Raw genomic sequence first — 16,591 nt, 5'->3', positions numbered from 1 at the left:
CGCTCTCCGCCGGAGAGAAATACCGGAACGATTCCAGCGCCATAAGGCTGTTTATACTACTAATAGGGACTAAAGCTTAGTCAATCCCTTCGCGGCTTGTCTCACGTCGTAGCTGCGAAGCATTCAAATTTTTGCCACCGTTAACATGAGTCCTCCGGGAGGACTATATCAATCGCCGTTTCAGAGGCTTAACAAACATCTTTTGGCCAAATTACGGCCTGCCGACTGCATTCCGGCAACAGTGCGGACTAATCCGCCACACTCTGTCGCCCTGTTTTTCTAGACACCAGGTCTCGCTTCAGGAACATATGATCAGACAATGACTGCGCCGTTGCGAATGCTGCGCCAATTGGTGCCGTCGGAATAGGCCATCTCAGCGCCGGATGGAGCATTGGTCACAAAGACCATAGCGCCCGCACCGTGAATTGCCGCAGCGGGCAGCGCCGCGACTGTATAGGATGCGGGGCGTATTGGGCCGTCGACTTGAAGCCGGGTCTGAGGCCAGACCGAACCGATCGAAACATTGCCCGTCGAATGATCAATCTTGATCGCCTCCCGCCACTGTCCGATATCGTTGCTTACTTTTACGCTGAAATCGTTGCTGCCATTCAATCCCATTTCGGCAAAGCCGGTCCAGTTGGTCTGATACAGAAGGCTTGCCGTATCGCTAACCGCTTGCTTGTTCACCTTCACCTGATGACCTGCACCGGCATTGTTGAACAGGCTGGCATCCGACGAGATCGCAAGCCGATTAACCGCATCCGCAGTGGCGTGAACACCCAGCATGGACAAGGACAGGCTGTCTGGAAGCGACGAAACGCCGTTCCAGAGCGCACCGTCGAAAACCAGAAGCTGTGCTTCGTCTTCGACATAGGCTTGCCAGCCGGTGGCGGGAATAATGAACAACCATCCGTCATCGACAAAAAAGGCAATCGCGCCATCTTTTCCGACCCACGCTCCGGTAGCAGCCGCAGCCACGAGATAGCGATCTCCACTGACAGGTGTTTCGGGCGTTTCAACTTGGCTCCTTGATTTGACGCTTAAGTGCACGATGGCATCAAGCAGCCGCAATGCCTCATTGTGGGTGACATGTTTCTGCGCCTGGCTGGGCAGAATATAGGGCATTTTCAGATTTGGGGTTTGGTCCATGAACAACTCCTCGCAATGGATAATGCAAGGAGTCTAGCTCGTCTGTCCGGAAAGAGGATAAATCCAGATCAGCTACCGCGGTAAGTTGAGTAGGACCATGGGCTTACAAGCAACGGTACATGGTAGTTTCCATTGACATCGGCGATTGCGAAACGGATCGGAATAAGATCGAGAAACGGCGGGTTGGCTTGTTCGGCACCGCGCCCTTCAAAATATTCGGCAACATGAAACTGCAACTCGTAAATGCCGGCGCGCAGTTCATCACCGGCAAGCAAAGGCGCATCCGTGCGCCCGTCCAGATTGGTCACCGTGCGCTTAATCAGTTCAACAGCACCGTTTGCGCCAACTCGATAAAGTTCGACGCGCATTGCCGCCGCAGGGCTGCCATGGGCAGTGTCGAGAACATGCGTGGAAAGTTTACCCATAATATTCCTCGATCAAGCTCATTAAGGTTTTGTCGTTTTAATGCGGTAGGCGATATCGGAGAAGAAGAACTCCTCCAGATTGTTTTCCTTGCCTGCCCGGTCGACAATCAGAAAATCAGACTTCTGTTCGAGCGCCAGTAGCGGATGATGCCATACATTGCGCAAATAGTTGACCCCCTGATCACCGCGCGCAAGGAAAACACGCGGGCGTGCGGGCGTGCCTCCATCATCTTCGGCAACCACAACCAGGAACGGCCTGCCGTTCAACGGAACGAATGCCTGCGAGCCGAAAGGGTGGCGTTCCATCATGACGATGTCGATCGGCGCTTCAAACGATTGCCCGCGAAAGATATTGATGAGGACCCTTGCTTCAGTGCCAGCGGCTTCGACACGGGCGAGATCGTGGTATCGCTCGGTCGTGCCGTTGTTGATCAGGCGGAGCTCTGCTCCTTCTGTCTCAATGACGTCGCCAAACGGCGCAAAAGCATCTTTTGTCAGCGGTTCGACCACCAGAGTTTCGAAGTGCAAATCATCCTCCTTGTAGAAACAGATTTCTTATAGCGACAAAGCTTGTTGATGTGGCTGCTGTCAATTGCGAAGCAGTTTCAACCGAAACAAGAAAAAGCCGGGTCAAAGACCCGGCTTACAACGTCCCCAACTGAGACTAATTCAGCGCTTCAGAAGCGACATCACAGCAGGCACACCGCATGCGGCGAGTGCAAGCTTAACGAGATCGCCAACGATAAAGGCGCCGAAGCCGAAAATAACGGCCTTCTCCAGACCGAAGAGGTAGGCCATCCAGCCTGCGCCCATCACAAGAATGACGGCTTCCGCGAGCAACATTACACCCCCGAGAGCAAGGGGGTTGCGCGCCAGTCCCTTGTCGGCAGCGCGCCCAACAATCCAGGCAGCAGCAAGATAGGAGAGCAGATAACCACCCGTTGGGCCAACCATATAGGCAAGGCCGATGCCCTTCTCCGGTGTTCCAGTAAAGACCGGCATGCCAAGCGCACCTTCAAGCAGATAAAGAGCGACAGTCGCCACGGCGAGCCGCGAACCATAAAGAGCTGAAATCGCAAAGAGAGCGAAGGTCTGCATCGTCACATTGACGTAGACCAGATCGACCTTGATCTTGGCGGAAATAGTAAGAACAGCCGTTCCGATCAGCGCAAGCCCGACAAACCAGAAAGCACGAGCCAGTTGTCTGGTCGGCAGATATTCTGCGGCGAGAGAGGCGGTGGCGACGCGAGACTTTGCTCTATGAGGCATATCCAACTCCACTTTTGACGCGGCGGCAGTTCCCCAGAATCTGCCCTCTGACGCGATTGTCAGTGCGCGCGACTGTTCACGTTTGCAACCCGACTATATAAGGCCTATGCCGTTTCATCAATCAAACCAAAGAAGAATGGAAGCCGCTTCAATGGCGCTTGTTTTCGACAGCAGTTTCACACCCCAATATGGGAAACCGGTTGAACTGAGTAAAGGCATTTTGCGCCTCACCGTCAACAATCCGAGCGCTTTCACCTTTCACGGCACCAACAGCTATATTATCGGCACGGACACGCTGGCTATCATCGATCCCGGCCCGGAAGATGAAACGCATTACGACGCTCTGTTAGCAGCCATTGCCGGCCGCCCGGTCAGCCATATTTTCGTCAGCCACACCCATCGCGATCATTCACCTTTGGCCCAGCGCCTGAAGGAAAGTCTCGGCGCCTGCACCGTTGCCGAGGGATCGCATCGCCCTGCCCGCCCCTATTATGCGGGCGAAACGAACATGCTTGAGGCAAGCGCTGATATGGAGTTTATTCCAGATATTGCACTGGCCGACGGAACTATGATTGAAGGCGATGGATGGGTCTTGGAAGGCGTTCATACGCCCGGACATGCCGCAAATCATATGGCGTTCGGCTTGAAGGGAACGGGCATTCTTTTCTCCGCAGACCATGTCATGGCCTGGGCAACGTCTATCGTGGCACCGCCCGACGGTTCAATGAGTGATTATATGGTTTCGCTTGAAAAACTGCTGGCACGCGATGATGTGGTCTATCTCCCGGGGCATGGCGGCGCCGTGACCAAGCCTGCCGCCTTCGTTCGCGGCCTGCGTGCCCACCGCAAGATGCGCGAACGTGCCATTTTAGAGCGCGTTCTACAGGGGGACCGGACAATCCGTGACATGGTGAAAACGATCTATCGCGAGACCGATCCGCGATTGCATGGTGCGGCTGCGCTGTCCGTGCTTGCGCATCTGGAAGATCTGGTCGGGCGTCGTGAGGTCATAACCGAGGGCGATCCGTCGCTCGGCAGTATCTATCTTCCCGGCTGACTATTCGACGTCAGCCGGAGCCCTGTTGACCTCACCTTCCAGAGCGCCCAGAAAACTGGTGATGAAAGCTGCATTCTGCCCCATATCACGCTTGCCATAACGGGACAGCGAACGCATATCGACATAGGTGGTCTCGCCTTCGTCGAACAGGCGGACAACGATATCACTTTTCAGGCCCAGAATGAAACTATGCGCCGTCACGGCAAATCGTGTAGCGTTCCTTTCGGGCGACGAAGCATTGCGCGTGATCTCCCGCCACCCGAAACTCGTGAGAACCGTCTCGACCCCTTGTGCAACACGGTCCGGCGCGGCTTCGTAACGGCGTCCGACCACATCGGGATAGGCGGTCAACTGGGACAGTGCATCACCACTCACCGCCACCGTCACCGGATTCATCCATTGCAGACGCGGCGGCATATTGGGCGGAAATTGCGGCGGCGTCTCGAAATCCGTAGAGATGTCGTAGAACGGCGGAGAGAGATACCACAGTGCCGTCACCAGCCCAACCGGAAGCAACACGGCAAGAGCGAATATGCCGCCCCAGAAAGAGCGCGCACCACCCTTGTCGCCATTGACCCAAAGGTTGCGAAAGCCTTTTGCCGAGCAGAGAATGGCCAGCGCGGCAAGACCGGTGCTCAATCCTGCGACGAGCACCAGATCCGGTGTCTCCAGTGTCCAGAAGCGATGCAAAAGGAATGCCATCGCAAGCAGCACAAGCGCAAAAAAGCCAAGCCGAAGCGCCCATACTGCAGAGCGTGACTGACGCCGCTGGTAGCGAAGTTTTCTCATATGGTCTCCCAGGCAGCATCTTCAGAAAACTGCCTCAACCGGAAAAGGCCCAGAGTATTTCCAACTGATACGGAATCGTTGAAGCTACTCTGTTTTCACGCAGTATGAATAGCAGAGAGACTTTCGCTCGGCAAAACCTCAACATAGAAACTCAAATGCCCCACCCTTCTACAGGACGGGGCATTTTTCCTGTCTATGCCATTCAATAACGCGCGTCTTTCGGCTTCTTCGTGTTCGGCCAGTCCTTCACCTTACCTGCGAAATCCGGGCGCGGCATATGGGTGAAATATTCCGACACGTCGATGGCCTCCTGATCGGTCAGAACTCCGCCCTGCCCAATAGGCAGATTGTAGTTCTGGGCTGGCGGCATCGCATATTTTACAAACTGCGCCGCCTTGTAAGTTCGGGCCATCCCTGCCCCGATATTGAAGCTTTCATCCCCCCAGAGCGGTGGGAAAATGTAGTCACCGGCCTGGTCTTTCATGCCTTCGCCATCCGTGCCATGACAGGTCGAACATTGTGCGGCATAGATCCTTGCGCCATTGACCGGATCGGGAACGAGGCTCTGATCGATGGGACCGGCATTGCGGACCGCCACTTTCGTACCCTTTTTCACATCCTGCCGCAGCCAGTCCATATAGGCGATCATCGCTTTCATATCGGTCCCGTCGGGTGCCAGCGGCTTGCCATTCATCGAACGCTGGAAGCAGCCGTTGATGCGCATCACCAGATCAATCTCCTTACCCGCGCGCGGCATGACGGCAGGATAAAAATTACTGGTATTGATGTACGGTGCTGCATTGTCCACCTTTCCCTGCCCTATATGACAGGAGTTGCAGTTCAGGCCGTTGCCGACATTGTCGGGCAGAAGCCGTGCCGTTTCGTTGAGAAGACGCTTGCCATGCATGATCTCGGACGCGTTCGGCTGCCTGAGAATGTCACGGTCCGCCGGAATGACATAGGCTCCGACCTGATTTTTGTCCTTGTCCAGAACAGCGTAGGCTTTGGGAACCGGAGCATCCAGCGAAGGTCGCAGATGATTGAAGAGGAAAGCACCGCTCGTTACTGCCACCGCAAAACCGGCACCGAGGACGACAATCGTACTGGTTTTCATTGCTTATTCTCCGGAATGTAGTGGACGGGCTTGTGAGCGATTTCACGCCGCATACGCGCAATATCCTGCTCCGATATGGCAGCGCCGTGATTGCCCCAGCCGTTGCGAATGAAGTTCAGGATTTCGGCGACCTGCCAGTTCGGAAGGTTGGCAAAGCCGGGCATGGTGAATGCCATTTTGTCCGCTGGCGTATCGGGCGTCTTTCCGCCGGTCAGAGTGACCTGAATGAGCGAGCTTGGATCATCCGCAAAGACAATCGAATTGCCAGCAAGCGCCGGATAGATGCGGGGTGCCCCCTTACCGTCCATACGGTGACAGACCGAACATTGCTCGACATAGGACAAGGCCCCTGGCGCACTGAAATCTCCCGCCTTGAGTGCCGCCGTCGTCACATCTTCCTTCGGCTGCCATTTACGCTTGCGATCTTCGCTTGGCGGTAGCGACTTCAGATAACGGGCAATCGCCCGCAGATCATCTTCCGCAAGGTACTGTGTTGAATGCTGCACGACATCAGCCATCGAGCCGAATGCCGCTGTACGATCGGTACGCCCGGTCTTGAGGAAGGTGACAATCTCATCCTCGGCCCATGTCGAAAGCCCCGTATCCTGGTCACGCAGATTCTTCGCGTACCAGCCCTCCAGAACCGAGCCAGACAGGAACCTGCCCTTCGGATCGTTCTTCACCGCTTTTTCTTCATAAGCGAAACCGCGTGGCGTATGACACGCGCCGCAATGCCCCAGCCCCTCAACCAGATAAGCGCCGCGGGCGATCACTGGATCCGTATCGGCTGCAATCTCGAATGGACGCGAATTGCCAAAGAAGAGCTGCCAGTAAGCGAGCGGCCAGCGCATGTTGGTCGGCCAAGGCAAGGTGCTGGGCTGGTTATCCTGTTGTACCGGTTCGACCTTCGACATGAAGAACGCATAAAGCGCTTTCATGTCCTCGTCATTCACTACCGTATAGGACACAAATGGCATTGCCGGATAGAGATGAACGTTATCCCGACGCACACCCTGCCGCACTGCACGCTCGAAATCGGCATAACTATAGCCACCGATACCGGTTTTTCTGTCTGGCGTGATGTTCGTTGAATAAATCGTGCCAAGCGGCGTCTGCATGCCGAGCCCGCCCGCAAACGCCTTGCCTCCAGGTGCCGTATGACATGCAGCGCAATCACCCGCATGCGCAATATATTCGCCTTTTTCGATCAAAGCCTTATCGGTGACATCGACCGCAATTTCATGCCTCGTGGCAAGCCAATGGGGGGTTGAAAGCGCAAAGAACCAGGCTGCGGCTAGCGCACCTGCGCTGCCGATCGCCGCTTTCCATATCAATTTCATGTGCCCTCCGACACCAATTCCCTTGTGATGAGGAGAACGTCGAAGATTCGCGAGGAAAGAGCATTGACCGCGATCAAAACCTATCGCGATCAATATTTAGCGATCTACTAAAGCAATATCTCATAGACTCCATGCGTACTTGATAGATTAGGCAAATCGCATTAGAGGCGGAGCCCTCCCGAAGCGCCACTCAGTCGGACCTGCGCTCCAACTGTTTGTTCAATACGCATCTGGTCTGAAAATCGCTTCGCGCTTTTCGGGATACGTTCTTAGCCTGCAAAGATTACCAGTTTTAACTGGTAAGTGAAAAAAGCTAGGTAAATCAAATAAAAAGGCATTGCAGCGACTGCTAATAGAAGGCATGATTGTGTAATGGGGGCTTATATTGCAATCGTCGGAGAGGACGGAATGGATCGCGCCCTTCAAAATGGCAACCAGTCGCCGGACGGCACAACCGCAGAGGATGCGATGACGCTTGAAGCCGTCGAACTGGAGTTCGCGCTCGGAGCCATCGACGTCCTTATCGAAGGTTTTGATTCCGCGCTCGCCAAAGCCGCTGACCGTGTGGGCGGCGAAGTTCTGTTCAATATGCCAGCTCTCGACACCAGCGAAGCACAACGCATCGGTGCAATATCCATTGCCGGACAGCCGGAAGACCAGGTCATCTTCGTCACATTACGCAATGACGGCACGACCCTTTCCGTTGAACCGCCAACGGGCGAGAATGCCGTTTTTGAAAGCCTCGGCCGCAACTACGCCGCCGTTATGAGAAGTCTTTCCCCGAAAGAGAAACTCAACAGCGCCTGAGCTGTCAAACTGGGCTATTTCGGCGCGTCAGGCTTTGGAACGCCTGCGTGAACATTGTGCGGCGCGACCGGATTGAGCGTCATTGTCGTCTCAACATCCTTGAGAAGTACGAATTTCATTCCCTTCGCTTTCAATGCCAGAACGCCTTTGGCCACACCTGCGCCCGCTGACCGTGTTGGCTGGTTGATATGCGAGATTATGACATCGCCATCACGCGCGGCGGCAATGCGGCGCGCAACTGTGGGCGCGAGCAACGAAGCGCCCTGATCTCCATTCAGCGAATAACCGCCAATCTTGTAGCCCATGCTCGTTGCCAGCTTGATCGCATCGGTCGAATAACGGGCTGTCGCGTCGCGATACCAGACGGGCTTCGATACTCCGGCATCGGTGATCGCTGTCGCTCCGGCATCGATTTCCCGATGGACCGCCTCAAGTGACCCTGCGGTCTTGATACCATACATCTTCGGCTCATTGGTGATGGCCGGAATGTGCATTGCGCCATGGTTTTCGATATCGAACAGATCGGCATTGGCCTTCAAAACCGCCATGGCGGCCTGATTCTGTTTTATCCATCGACCCGTCACAAAGATCGTCGCTGGAATACGGTTCTGCACCAGCATGTCCAGAATCCGGTGATCTGTCTTGCCCATGCATGCATCAAGCGTCAGCGCCACCTGTGGCGAAGCAGCACCACCGCGCGCGATATGCAGTTGCGGCTCAACGATCTTGATCGTGTCGTGGCTGGCCTTGCTATTTGCACGCTCCTGCGGCGAGACATCGTAGGCGCTGGCAATGCCGGTCGTGACGAGAATGGCGGCCCCGGCCGCAGCGATGTAACGAAGCATGACAATATCTTCTGAAAATAGCTTAACCACCGGAAAATTACTCCGGCAGCTAAGCCAAATTGTGGCGTTCTGTCAAACCTTGCGTATGGCCGACTGCGCTGCTGCGAGGCGGGCTATCGGCACGCGGAACGGCGAACAGGAAACATAGTCGAGACCTGTCTTCTCGCAGAATGCGATCGATGCCGGATCACCTCCATGCTCGCCGCAAATGCCGAGCTTCAGTTTCTCGCGGGTTTTTCGTCCGCGTTCGGCGGCAATTTCCACCAGCTCGCCAACACCTTCGAGATCGAGGGACACGAACGGGTCTTGCTCGATCACTCCACGGCTCTGATAGGAGGTCAGGAACGACGACGCATCGTCGCGTGAAATGCCGAACGTCGTTTGCGTCAAGTCGTTGGTGCCAAACGAGAAGAACTCAGCCGTTTCGGCGATTTCGGCGGCGCGCAATGCAGCGCGCGGCAGTTCGATCATCGTGCCAACCATATAGTCTATCTTTATGCCCGCCTCACCCATGACTTCTTTGGCAATAGCATCGATACGCGCCTTTACGAAATCGAGCTCGGCTTTCAGACCGACCAGAGGCACCATCACTTCCGGCACGACATGCTCGCCGGTTTTCTTACCTGCTTCGACGGCAGCTTCAAAAATCGCCCGGGCCTGCATTTCCGCGATTTCCGGATAGGACACGGCCAGACGGCAACCACGATGACCCAGCATCGGGTTAAATTCATGCAAAGCGTCGGCGCGTTCGCGTAACTTGGCAGCGCCGACACCCATAGAACGCGCAACGTCCGCCACTTCCTCGTCCGTATGCGGCAGGAACTCATGCAATGGCGGATCGAGCAGGCGGATCGTAACCGGGAGCCCCTTCATGATCTCGAAAAGCTCTACGAAATCCGAACGTTGCATCGGCAGAAGCTTTGCCAGAGCGGTGCGGCGACCTTCTTCGTTATCGGACAGAATCATTTCACGCATGGCGACGATGCGGCTGCCGTCGAAGAACATATGTTCAGTCCGGCAAAGTCCGATGCCTTCCGCTCCGAACGAACGCGCCGTGCGGGCATCTGCCGGTGTTTCTGCATTGGCGCGAACCTTCATCCGGCGGGTCCGGTCAGCCCATTCCATGAGCTTGCCAAAATCGCCGGAAAGCTCAGGCTGCAGCATGGCGACCGCCCCTTTGAGGACCTGCCCGGTACCGCCATCGACGGTAACGACATCGCCCTTCTTGAAGGTCTGGCCGGCTGCGAGCATGACGCCATTGCGATAATCGACGCGAAGCGACCCCGCGCCGGAAACACACGGCTTGCCCATGCCGCGTGCGACCACGGCCGCGTGACTGGTCATGCCGCCGCGCGTTGTCAGAATGCCTTCCGCCGCATGCATGCCGTGGATATCTTCCGGGCTGGTCTCGATGCGAACGAGAATAACCTTGCGGCCTTCCGATTTTGCCTGCTCCGCATCTTCAGAAGAGAAGACAATTTCACCCGTTGCGGCGCCCGGCGATGCCGGTAGCCCCTGACCGATAACCTGACGTTCTGCACGTGGATCGATGGTCGGGTGAAGAAGCTGGTCGAGTGATGCTGGATCAACACGCAGAACCGCTTCCTCCTCCGAAATAAGGCCTTCGCCCGCCATTTCTACAGCCATTTTCAACGCTGCCTTTGCGGTGCGCTTGCCCGAACGGGTCTGGAGCATCCACAATTTGCCGCGTTCAATGGTGAATTCGAGGTCCTGCATGTCGCGATAATGCTGTTCCAGCCGGTCAGCGACCTTGAGGAATTCGGCGAAGGCTTCCGGCATTACCTTTTCGAGCGACGGCTTGTCGGACCCGGCTGCGATACGCGCTTCTTCGGTAATGTTTTGCGGCGTGCGGATACCAGCAACGACATCTTCCCCCTGCGCATTGACGAGAAACTCGCCGTATAGCTTCTTCTCGCCGGTCGAGGGATTGCGTGTGAAGGCAACGCCGGTCGCAGAAGTCTCGCCCATGTTGCCGAACACCATAGCCTGCACGTTAACCGCCGTGCCCCAAGCCGCTGGGATGTTATGCAACCGACGATAGGTGATAGCGCGCGCATTCATCCAACTGGAGAAGACTGCACCGATAGCGCCCCAAAGCTGTTCGCGCGGGTCTTGCGGAAAAGGCTGGCCGAGTTCTTCCTCCACCTTGGCCTTGTAGGAAGCGATAACATCCTTCCAGTCTTCGGCTGTCAGCGCCGTATCGACTTCGACGCCAAGATCAGCCTTCTTGTCTTCGAGAATTTCCTCGAAGAAACCATGATCAACGCCCAGTACGACATCAGAATACATCTGGATGAAGCGGCGGTAGCTATCATAGGCGAAACGCTCGTCACCTGCCTCACGGGCAATGGCTTGAACCGTCTCGTCGTTGAGGCCGAGATTGAGCACCGTATCCATCATGCCAGGCATCGAAGCACGGGCGCCGGAGCGCACCGACACGAGAAGCGGCTTTTCTGCGTCGCCGAAATTGCGCCCCGTCACTTTTGTAATATGGGCCAGCGCCGCCTGAACCTGATCGTTCAGTTCGGTTGGATAGGTGCGCTCATGATCGTAATAATAGGTGCAGACTTCGGTCGTAATGGTAAAGCCTGGAGGCACCGGAAGACCAAGGCTGCTCATTTCAGCCAGGTTCGCTCCCTTGCCGCCGAGAAGATTACGGTCGCTTGCCGCACCTTCTGCCTTGCCGTCGCCGAACGTGTACACCCACTTCGCCATCATGGCCTCCCTTGATGCAGGATCGGTTCATGAAAGGCTTGCAACAGTTGCAAGCACTCCCAGAACCTGCTTCCCGTTGCTTATGCGATCCGCAAGGCTACTGCCAACCAAAAAAGACAAGCCGCGACAATAGAATCGATTAGAGGCGAGATTAGCCGAAAAACAGTAACATAACTGATTGACTCTGCTGGCCAGATACAGCAAAAATAAGAACAAATAAGGAACGAATTGGAATTCGGTCATGCGTATCACAGGCAAGCTTGATTATCTGGAAATGCCAGCAGGGAACGGGTCGCTCGATGCGGCGAAAAGTTTCTATGCACGCGCCTTCGGTTGGTCTTTTGTTGATTACGGCCCAACCTATTCAGCCTTTTCGGAAGGACTGGACGGGGGTTTTGATGCGGATGGACAGGCGACGGCAAAGCCTCTGCCAGTACTGTATGCTGCGCGGCTGGAAGAAGCCCTGGAAGCCGTTACCGATGCAGGCGGCACCATTGTGAAGCCCATCTTCTCTTTCCCCGGCGGCCGGCGTTTTCATTTTACCGATCCAGCCGGAAATGAACTTGCCGTTTGGAGCGACCGGTAATTCCTGTTTGTGCCGGCAGAGTATCGAGTTTCAGTGAATGTGCTCGGCAGAAGCGCGATCTACCGTTTCCATCTGCAAGGTGGTGTGATGGAGATCGTATTTCTCCTGCAAGACCTGTTCAACCGCGCGACGTACGGTTTCTCCCTCTGAACCATTCGTCAGCACGATATGCGCAGTCAGGGATTTCTGGTTCTTGGTCAGCGACCAGACATGCAGGTCGTGGAGCGTTGTCACGCCGGGCACAGCCATAACTGCTTTCTTCAAGTCATCAAGATCCAAGCCAACGGGGACCCCTTCCAGCAGAATATTGATGCATTCCTTGAGCAGAACCCATGTGCGCGGAAAGACCATAAAGCCGACACCGATAGCAATCAGGGAATCCACCCATTCCCATCCGGTCAGATAAATGAACAGAGCGCCGACGATCACGCCCATGGAGCCCAACATATCCGCCCAGACTTCCAGATAAGCGCCCTTGACGTTGAGGCTTTCGTCCTTGTGCCCCATCAAGACCCGCATGGACATCAGGTTGACGATCAGGCCAAGCACCGCAACGCCCATCATGCCGACGGCCTGCACATCGGCGGGGCGTGAAAGACGCTCATCGGCTTCATAGAGGATATAGAGCGCCACTCCCAGCAACAGAAGCGCATTGACCGTCGCGGCAAGGATTTCAAAGCGAGCATAGCCATAAGTGCGAAGAATATCGGCTGGCCGTCGGCCCAGATAGATGGCAATCAGGGCAAGGAGAAGCGCAAAACTGTCAGTCGCCATGTGCATGGCATCGGATAAAAGCGCGAGACTGCCGGTGATGAAACTGCCAATAATCTCGACAATCATGAAAAGACTGGTCAGCCCAAAAGCAATCCACAACCTCGGAAGCGGTGTATCGCTGACGTCTCCATGGTCGTGATCGCCGCTCACACCGTCCTCCCTAGCAATAGTCCTGTTCAGCTTGCTTCGCGCAATTGTTCCGCCGTCTGCAAGTCCACCGAAACGAGCTGGCTCACGCCCTGCTCAGCCATCGTTACCCCGAAGAGACGGTTCATGCGCGCCATGGTGATGGGGTTGTGCGTGATGACCACGAAGCGCGTTTCGGTCGAAGCGGCCATTTCATCCATCAGATTGCAGTAGCGCTCGACATTATGATCGTCGAGCGGCGCGTCCACTTCGTCAAGCACACAGATCGGTGCCGGATTGGTGAGAAACACTGCAAAAATGAGCGCCATAGCCGTCAGTGCCTGCTCACCGCCGGAAAGCAGTGTCATTGTCTGCGGCTTCTTGCCAGGCGGGCGGGCAAGAATTTCCAGACCCGCTTCCAGCGGATCGTCGCTTTCGATAAGTTGCAGTTCAGCCGTGCCGCCGCCAAAGAGATGCGTGAAAAGGCGCTGGAATTGCACATTCACCACATCGAATGCCGCCAGCAAGCGCTCGCGTCCTTCACGATTGAGGCTCTGGATCGCCTGACGCAGTTTCTTGATAGCCTCGATTACATCCTCCCGTTCAGAGACAATGGTATCGAGACGCTCGGACAGTTCCTGCTGCTCTTCATCGGCACGAAGATTGACCGCACCAAGTCGCTCGCGCTCTATCTTCAGCCGCTCCAACTGACGTTCCAGTTGGTCAGGATCAGGCAGAGCTTCATCCGGCCTTAAGCCTGTTTGGCGAATAGCCTCATGCGGCGCGCAATTCAAAGCTTCGACAATGCGGGCTTCGGCATCCTTGCGCCGCTCTTCTGCCGCCGCGAGGCGTTCTTCGGCGCGCGCGCGCTGTTCGCGGCTTGTCGCCAGTTGTTGGATGGCAAGGGTCGCCGCCTTGTCAAGTTCCGCCTGAGCGGCTTCTGCCTCAGCCAGATTGTCACCTGCTTGTTTCCGCAAGGCATCGGCCTGTGACAGCTCATTCAAAAGCGTGCGGCGGCGGCTCTCGATCTCATCAGGCGCATCCGCAAGCGCTTCGGCCTCATCCGCCGTTTCAGCTCGACGATCATTCAATGCAGCTATATGGCGGCCGGCGTTTTCCGCACGGGATTTCCAATTGCGGCGCTCCAGCGCAATCATTTCCAGCCGACGCTTGCGGGCATCGGCTTCACGCCGCTGCCCTTCATAGGCGGCGCGCGCTTCAGCCAGAGCCGTGCGATCCGCCATGACTTCACTGCTTAACGCGGCAAGGCGTTCGCCAATCGCATCAATATCCGGCATTTCGCCAAGCCTATCTTCGGCTTCCGTGACACGGATCTGTGCTTCTTCGAGGTTTTCATCGAGATGGGCCTTGCTGTCTTCCAGACCAGCACGCCGTGTCGCAAGCTGACCGGCAGCCCGCTCCGCAGCCGCCAGAGCCTCACGCGCCTCATCAAGCTTGCGCTGGTTTGCACGCCATTGATCCCGCGCAACGCGCTCTTGCTCGATGGCTTCGCGAACACTTGCCTCGGCGCGCTGCACATCCTGCTCGGCCTGCTCGACGCGCTTGCGTGCAGCAACCGCTTCCTGTTCGAGCTCTGCTAGCCGGTTCTTTTGCGCCAGCCTCTGGGCTGCTGGCGTCGGCGCGTCAGCACTCGCTGTATAACCGTCCCAGCGCCAGAGCGCACCCGCTCTGCTGACGAGCCGCTGGCCGGGTTGCAACATCGCTTGCAGCCGCTTGCCGTCACCATCCGGGACAACGCCGACCTGCGCCAGCCTCCGACGCAACTGCTTCGGCCCTTCCACAAGTCTATCCAAAGGTGTCACGCCGTCAGGAAGGGCGGGGTCAGAACTGGCTGCTGGATTGTAACCCCAGAAGACCGGTGCATGTTCATCGCTGGCAGCATCGAGATCTTCGCCGAGTGCGGCACCGAGCGCGACTTCATAGCCCTTCTCGACACGTAGTTGTTCGACCATGGGCGGGAATTGTCCCGTTTCACCGGCATTCAGAATGCGCGCCAGAGTCTGCGCTTCCGTTTCGATACGGTTCAGTTCGGTGCGCGCTTCGCTCAAAGGCTGACGGCTGGCAGTCTCGGCTTCTCGCGCGCTTGCAACAAGCTCTTCCGCACTGGCAACCATTTCCTCGGCAAATGACAGCGCTTCTGCACAACGTTCGACCACGATGCGCTTTTCCGCCGGATCGAAAAGGCCACCTATCTGTTCCGCGACAGCAGCGATGTCGCGCTCGATCGCTTCCATCTGCACAGAAAGACGGTCGCGACGGTCACGTGTTTCCTTCAGTGCGCGCTCGATCTGAGCGCGCTCTGCTGCCGCTTCGGCACGTTCAGCCGTCACGCGGGACAACGCATTTTCGCTGCCCTGCAAGCGAACTTCCGCTTGTTCAAACAGTGCATGCAGTTCCTGATCGCGCTCGCCGGACTCTTCGGCGGAAGCGATCAACTCCTGTTCCTCGTCATCGAGCCGCGTTAGAATATCGGCGTTCTCGCGCATCATTTCTTCTTCGCGCGCGATGTCAGCGGAAAGCTGCTCAAGACGCTTTATCAACTCTGCCCGGCGGGCGCGAAGACGTTCGCCTTCCTCATCAAGTTGGGTTCTGGCGATGGAAAGACGCTGCAATGCGGCAGCAGCCTTCGCTTCAGCTTCACGCAGTTCGGGCAGTTTGTGCGCACCGACGGCCTGTGCCTTTGCGGCGTTCATCTGCGCTTGCGCCATATCGCCGACAGTGGAGGTAGCCTGCGCCAAGGCGCTTTGCGCCTCAGCTTCCTGCATCTTTGCTTGCGACCAGCGCAAATGCAGAAGTGCAGCTTCCGCCCGGCGAATATCTGCGGAAAGGGCTTTGAAGCGATTCGCCTGGCGCGCCTGGCGTTTCAAGCTTTCGATCTGGCTGGCCAGTTCGCCAACCACATCGTCCAGACGCTCAAGATTGGTCTCTGCAGCACGCAGGCGCAACTCGGCCTCATGACGACGCGTATGCAGGCCAGAAATTCCAGCAGCTTCTTCCAGAAGCGCACGTCGAGCCTGCGGCTTCGCCTGAATAAGCTCCCCGATACGCCCCTGCCCTACCATGGAGGGCGAACGTGCACCGGTTGACTGGTCCGCGAAAAGAAGCTGCACATCCTTGGCGCGCGCTTCTTTGCCATTGATGCGATAGACTGACCCGGATTCCCTTTCGATACGGCGCGAGACCTGCAATTCGTCCGCATTGTTATAAGCAGCAGGAGCCGTGCGATCAGAATTATCAAGAAAGAGAGTGACTTCTGCGGTATTGCGCGCGGGCCGCGTGGCCGAGCCGGAAAAAATCACATCGTCCATGCCAGAGGCGCGCATGTTCTTATACGAGTTTTCACCCATCACCCAGCGCAGCGCTTCAACCAGATTGGATTTGCCGCAGCCATTCGGGCCAACGACACCCGTCAGCCCACCTTCGATGACAAACTCCATTGGTTCTACGAAGGATTTGAAACCGACAAGGCGCAGCTTGGAGAAGCGCATCAGCATTCTCCTCCCATTGTCACCTCAGAAACGCGAAAAGCGGACGCAAAAACGCGCCCGCTTTT

At 56.4% G+C, this 16,591-nt stretch carries 14 protein-coding genes; 3 read left to right on the top strand and 11 right to left on the bottom strand.

Going from position 1 to position 16,591, the window contains the following annotated elements:
- Nucleotides 1–312: 312 nt before the first annotated feature.
- The 4 genes from FJQ48_RS02200 to FJQ48_RS02185 all read right to left on the bottom strand — a co-directional run bounded on the left by FJQ48_RS02200 (nucleotide 313) and on the right by FJQ48_RS02185 (nucleotide 2,843).
- Entirely contained in the window at nucleotides 313–1,149 is an 837-nt protein-coding gene (locus tag FJQ48_RS02200) for a DUF2793 domain-containing protein (RefSeq protein ID WP_139973571.1), read from the bottom strand.
- A 68-nt stretch (nucleotides 1,150–1,217) separates the two neighbouring features.
- Nucleotides 1,218–1,574 carry a hydroxyisourate hydrolase gene (uraH, locus tag FJQ48_RS02195; RefSeq protein WP_139973570.1) on the bottom strand — a complete coding sequence of 119 codons (357 nt, stop codon included), beginning with the start codon at nucleotides 1,572–1,574 and terminating at the stop codon, nucleotides 1,218–1,220.
- A 21-nt stretch (nucleotides 1,575–1,595) separates the two neighbouring features.
- The gene (locus FJQ48_RS02190; protein WP_139973569.1) at nucleotides 1,596–2,102 is read right to left on the bottom strand and encodes an ureidoglycolate lyase; all 507 of its coding nucleotides are present in this window, start codon (nucleotides 2,100–2,102) and stop codon (nucleotides 1,596–1,598) included.
- Between the two features lie 141 nt (nucleotides 2,103–2,243).
- On the bottom strand, nucleotides 2,244–2,843 hold the full coding sequence (locus tag FJQ48_RS02185; protein WP_139973568.1) for a biotin transporter BioY: 600 nt from the start codon (nucleotides 2,841–2,843) through the stop codon (nucleotides 2,244–2,246).
- 151 nt (nucleotides 2,844–2,994) lie between these two features.
- Here FJQ48_RS02185 and FJQ48_RS02180 point away from each other — a divergent pair, with 151 nt between their 5' ends.
- The gene (locus tag FJQ48_RS02180) at nucleotides 2,995–3,900 is read left to right on the top strand and encodes an MBL fold metallo-hydrolase (protein ID WP_139973567.1); all 906 of its coding nucleotides are present in this window, start codon (nucleotides 2,995–2,997) and stop codon (nucleotides 3,898–3,900) included.
- On the opposite strand, the gene FJQ48_RS02175 is transcribed toward FJQ48_RS02180, so the two are convergent.
- From FJQ48_RS02175 to FJQ48_RS02165, 3 genes are all read right to left on the bottom strand, one after another.
- A complete protein-coding gene (locus FJQ48_RS02175; RefSeq protein ID WP_139973566.1) occupies nucleotides 3,901–4,689 on the bottom strand; it encodes a DUF1499 domain-containing protein in 789 nt (262 codons plus the stop codon).
- A 202-nt stretch (nucleotides 4,690–4,891) separates the two neighbouring features.
- Nucleotides 4,892–5,803 (bottom strand): c-type cytochrome, encoded by a 912-nt coding sequence (locus FJQ48_RS02170; RefSeq protein WP_139973565.1) that lies wholly within the window; start codon nucleotides 5,801–5,803, stop codon nucleotides 4,892–4,894.
- Complete coding sequence (locus tag FJQ48_RS02165; RefSeq protein ID WP_139973564.1) at nucleotides 5,800–7,143, bottom strand: cytochrome c; 1,344 nt, start codon at nucleotides 7,141–7,143, stop codon at nucleotides 5,800–5,802. Before FJQ48_RS02165 ends, FJQ48_RS02170 begins: the two co-directional genes overlap by 4 nt.
- Before the next feature lie 408 nt (nucleotides 7,144–7,551).
- Here FJQ48_RS02165 and FJQ48_RS02160 point away from each other — a divergent pair, with 408 nt between their 5' ends.
- Nucleotides 7,552–7,950, top strand: coding sequence for a hypothetical protein (locus tag FJQ48_RS02160; RefSeq protein WP_139973598.1), 399 nt, complete (start codon nucleotides 7,552–7,554; stop codon nucleotides 7,948–7,950).
- 14 nt (nucleotides 7,951–7,964) lie between these two features.
- Here FJQ48_RS02160 and FJQ48_RS02155 read toward each other — a convergent pair whose 3' ends face one another.
- Entirely contained in the window at nucleotides 7,965–8,795 is an 831-nt protein-coding gene (locus tag FJQ48_RS02155; protein WP_139973563.1) for a polysaccharide deacetylase family protein, read from the bottom strand.
- 72 nt (nucleotides 8,796–8,867) lie between these two features.
- The gene (ppdK, locus tag FJQ48_RS02150) at nucleotides 8,868–11,531 is read right to left on the bottom strand and encodes a pyruvate, phosphate dikinase (RefSeq protein WP_139973562.1); all 2,664 of its coding nucleotides are present in this window, start codon (nucleotides 11,529–11,531) and stop codon (nucleotides 8,868–8,870) included.
- A 241-nt stretch (nucleotides 11,532–11,772) separates the two neighbouring features.
- Between ppdK and FJQ48_RS02145 the strand changes: the two genes are divergently transcribed.
- Nucleotides 11,773–12,117 carry a VOC family protein gene (locus tag FJQ48_RS02145; RefSeq protein ID WP_139973561.1) on the top strand — a complete coding sequence of 115 codons (345 nt, stop codon included), beginning with the start codon at nucleotides 11,773–11,775 and terminating at the stop codon, nucleotides 12,115–12,117.
- A gap of 30 nt (nucleotides 12,118–12,147) precedes the next feature.
- On the opposite strand, the gene FJQ48_RS02140 is transcribed toward FJQ48_RS02145, so the two are convergent.
- A complete protein-coding gene (locus FJQ48_RS02140) occupies nucleotides 12,148–13,041 on the bottom strand; it encodes a cation diffusion facilitator family transporter (protein WP_139973560.1) in 894 nt (297 codons plus the stop codon).
- Between the two features lie 26 nt (nucleotides 13,042–13,067).
- Nucleotides 13,068–16,526 (bottom strand): chromosome segregation protein SMC, encoded by a 3,459-nt coding sequence (gene smc, locus FJQ48_RS02135; protein ID WP_139973559.1) that lies wholly within the window; start codon nucleotides 16,524–16,526, stop codon nucleotides 13,068–13,070.
- Nucleotides 16,527–16,591 lie beyond the last annotated feature (65 nt).

The sequence above is a fragment of the Ochrobactrum sp. CGA5 genome, assembly GCF_006345815.1.
GTDB lineage: Bacteria > Pseudomonadota > Alphaproteobacteria > Rhizobiales > Rhizobiaceae > Brucella.
This window is presented reverse-complemented; position numbering and strand designations above follow the sequence as displayed.

Bases quoted from the DNA above. Each gene is read 5' to 3' on its own strand.
- FJQ48_RS02200 (WP_139973571.1), bottom strand. From the start codon at position 1,149: ATGGACCAAACCCCAAATCTGAAAATGCCCTATATTCTGCCCAGCCAG.
- uraH (WP_139973570.1), bottom strand. From the start codon at position 1,574: ATGGGTAAACTTTCCACGCATGTTCTCGACACTGCCCATGGCAGCCCT.
- FJQ48_RS02185 (WP_139973568.1), bottom strand. From the start codon at position 2,843: ATGCCTCATAGAGCAAAGTCTCGCGTCGCCACCGCCTCTCTCGCCGCA.
- FJQ48_RS02180 (WP_139973567.1), top strand. From the start codon at position 2,995: ATGGCGCTTGTTTTCGACAGCAGTTTCACACCCCAATATGGGAAACCG.
- FJQ48_RS02175 (WP_139973566.1), bottom strand. From the start codon at position 4,689: ATGAGAAAACTTCGCTACCAGCGGCGTCAGTCACGCTCTGCAGTATGG.
- FJQ48_RS02170 (WP_139973565.1), bottom strand. From the start codon at position 5,803: ATGAAAACCAGTACGATTGTCGTCCTCGGTGCCGGTTTTGCGGTGGCA.
- FJQ48_RS02165 (WP_139973564.1), bottom strand. From the start codon at position 7,143: ATGAAATTGATATGGAAAGCGGCGATCGGCAGCGCAGGTGCGCTAGCC.
- FJQ48_RS02160 (WP_139973598.1), top strand. From the start codon at position 7,552: ATGGATCGCGCCCTTCAAAATGGCAACCAGTCGCCGGACGGCACAACC.
- FJQ48_RS02155 (WP_139973563.1), bottom strand. From the start codon at position 8,795: ATGCTTCGTTACATCGCTGCGGCCGGGGCCGCCATTCTCGTCACGACC.
- ppdK (WP_139973562.1), bottom strand. From the start codon at position 11,531: ATGGCGAAGTGGGTGTACACGTTCGGCGACGGCAAGGCAGAAGGTGCG.
- FJQ48_RS02145 (WP_139973561.1), top strand. From the start codon at position 11,773: ATGCGTATCACAGGCAAGCTTGATTATCTGGAAATGCCAGCAGGGAAC.
- smc (WP_139973559.1), bottom strand. From the start codon at position 16,526: ATGCGCTTCTCCAAGCTGCGCCTTGTCGGTTTCAAATCCTTCGTAGAA.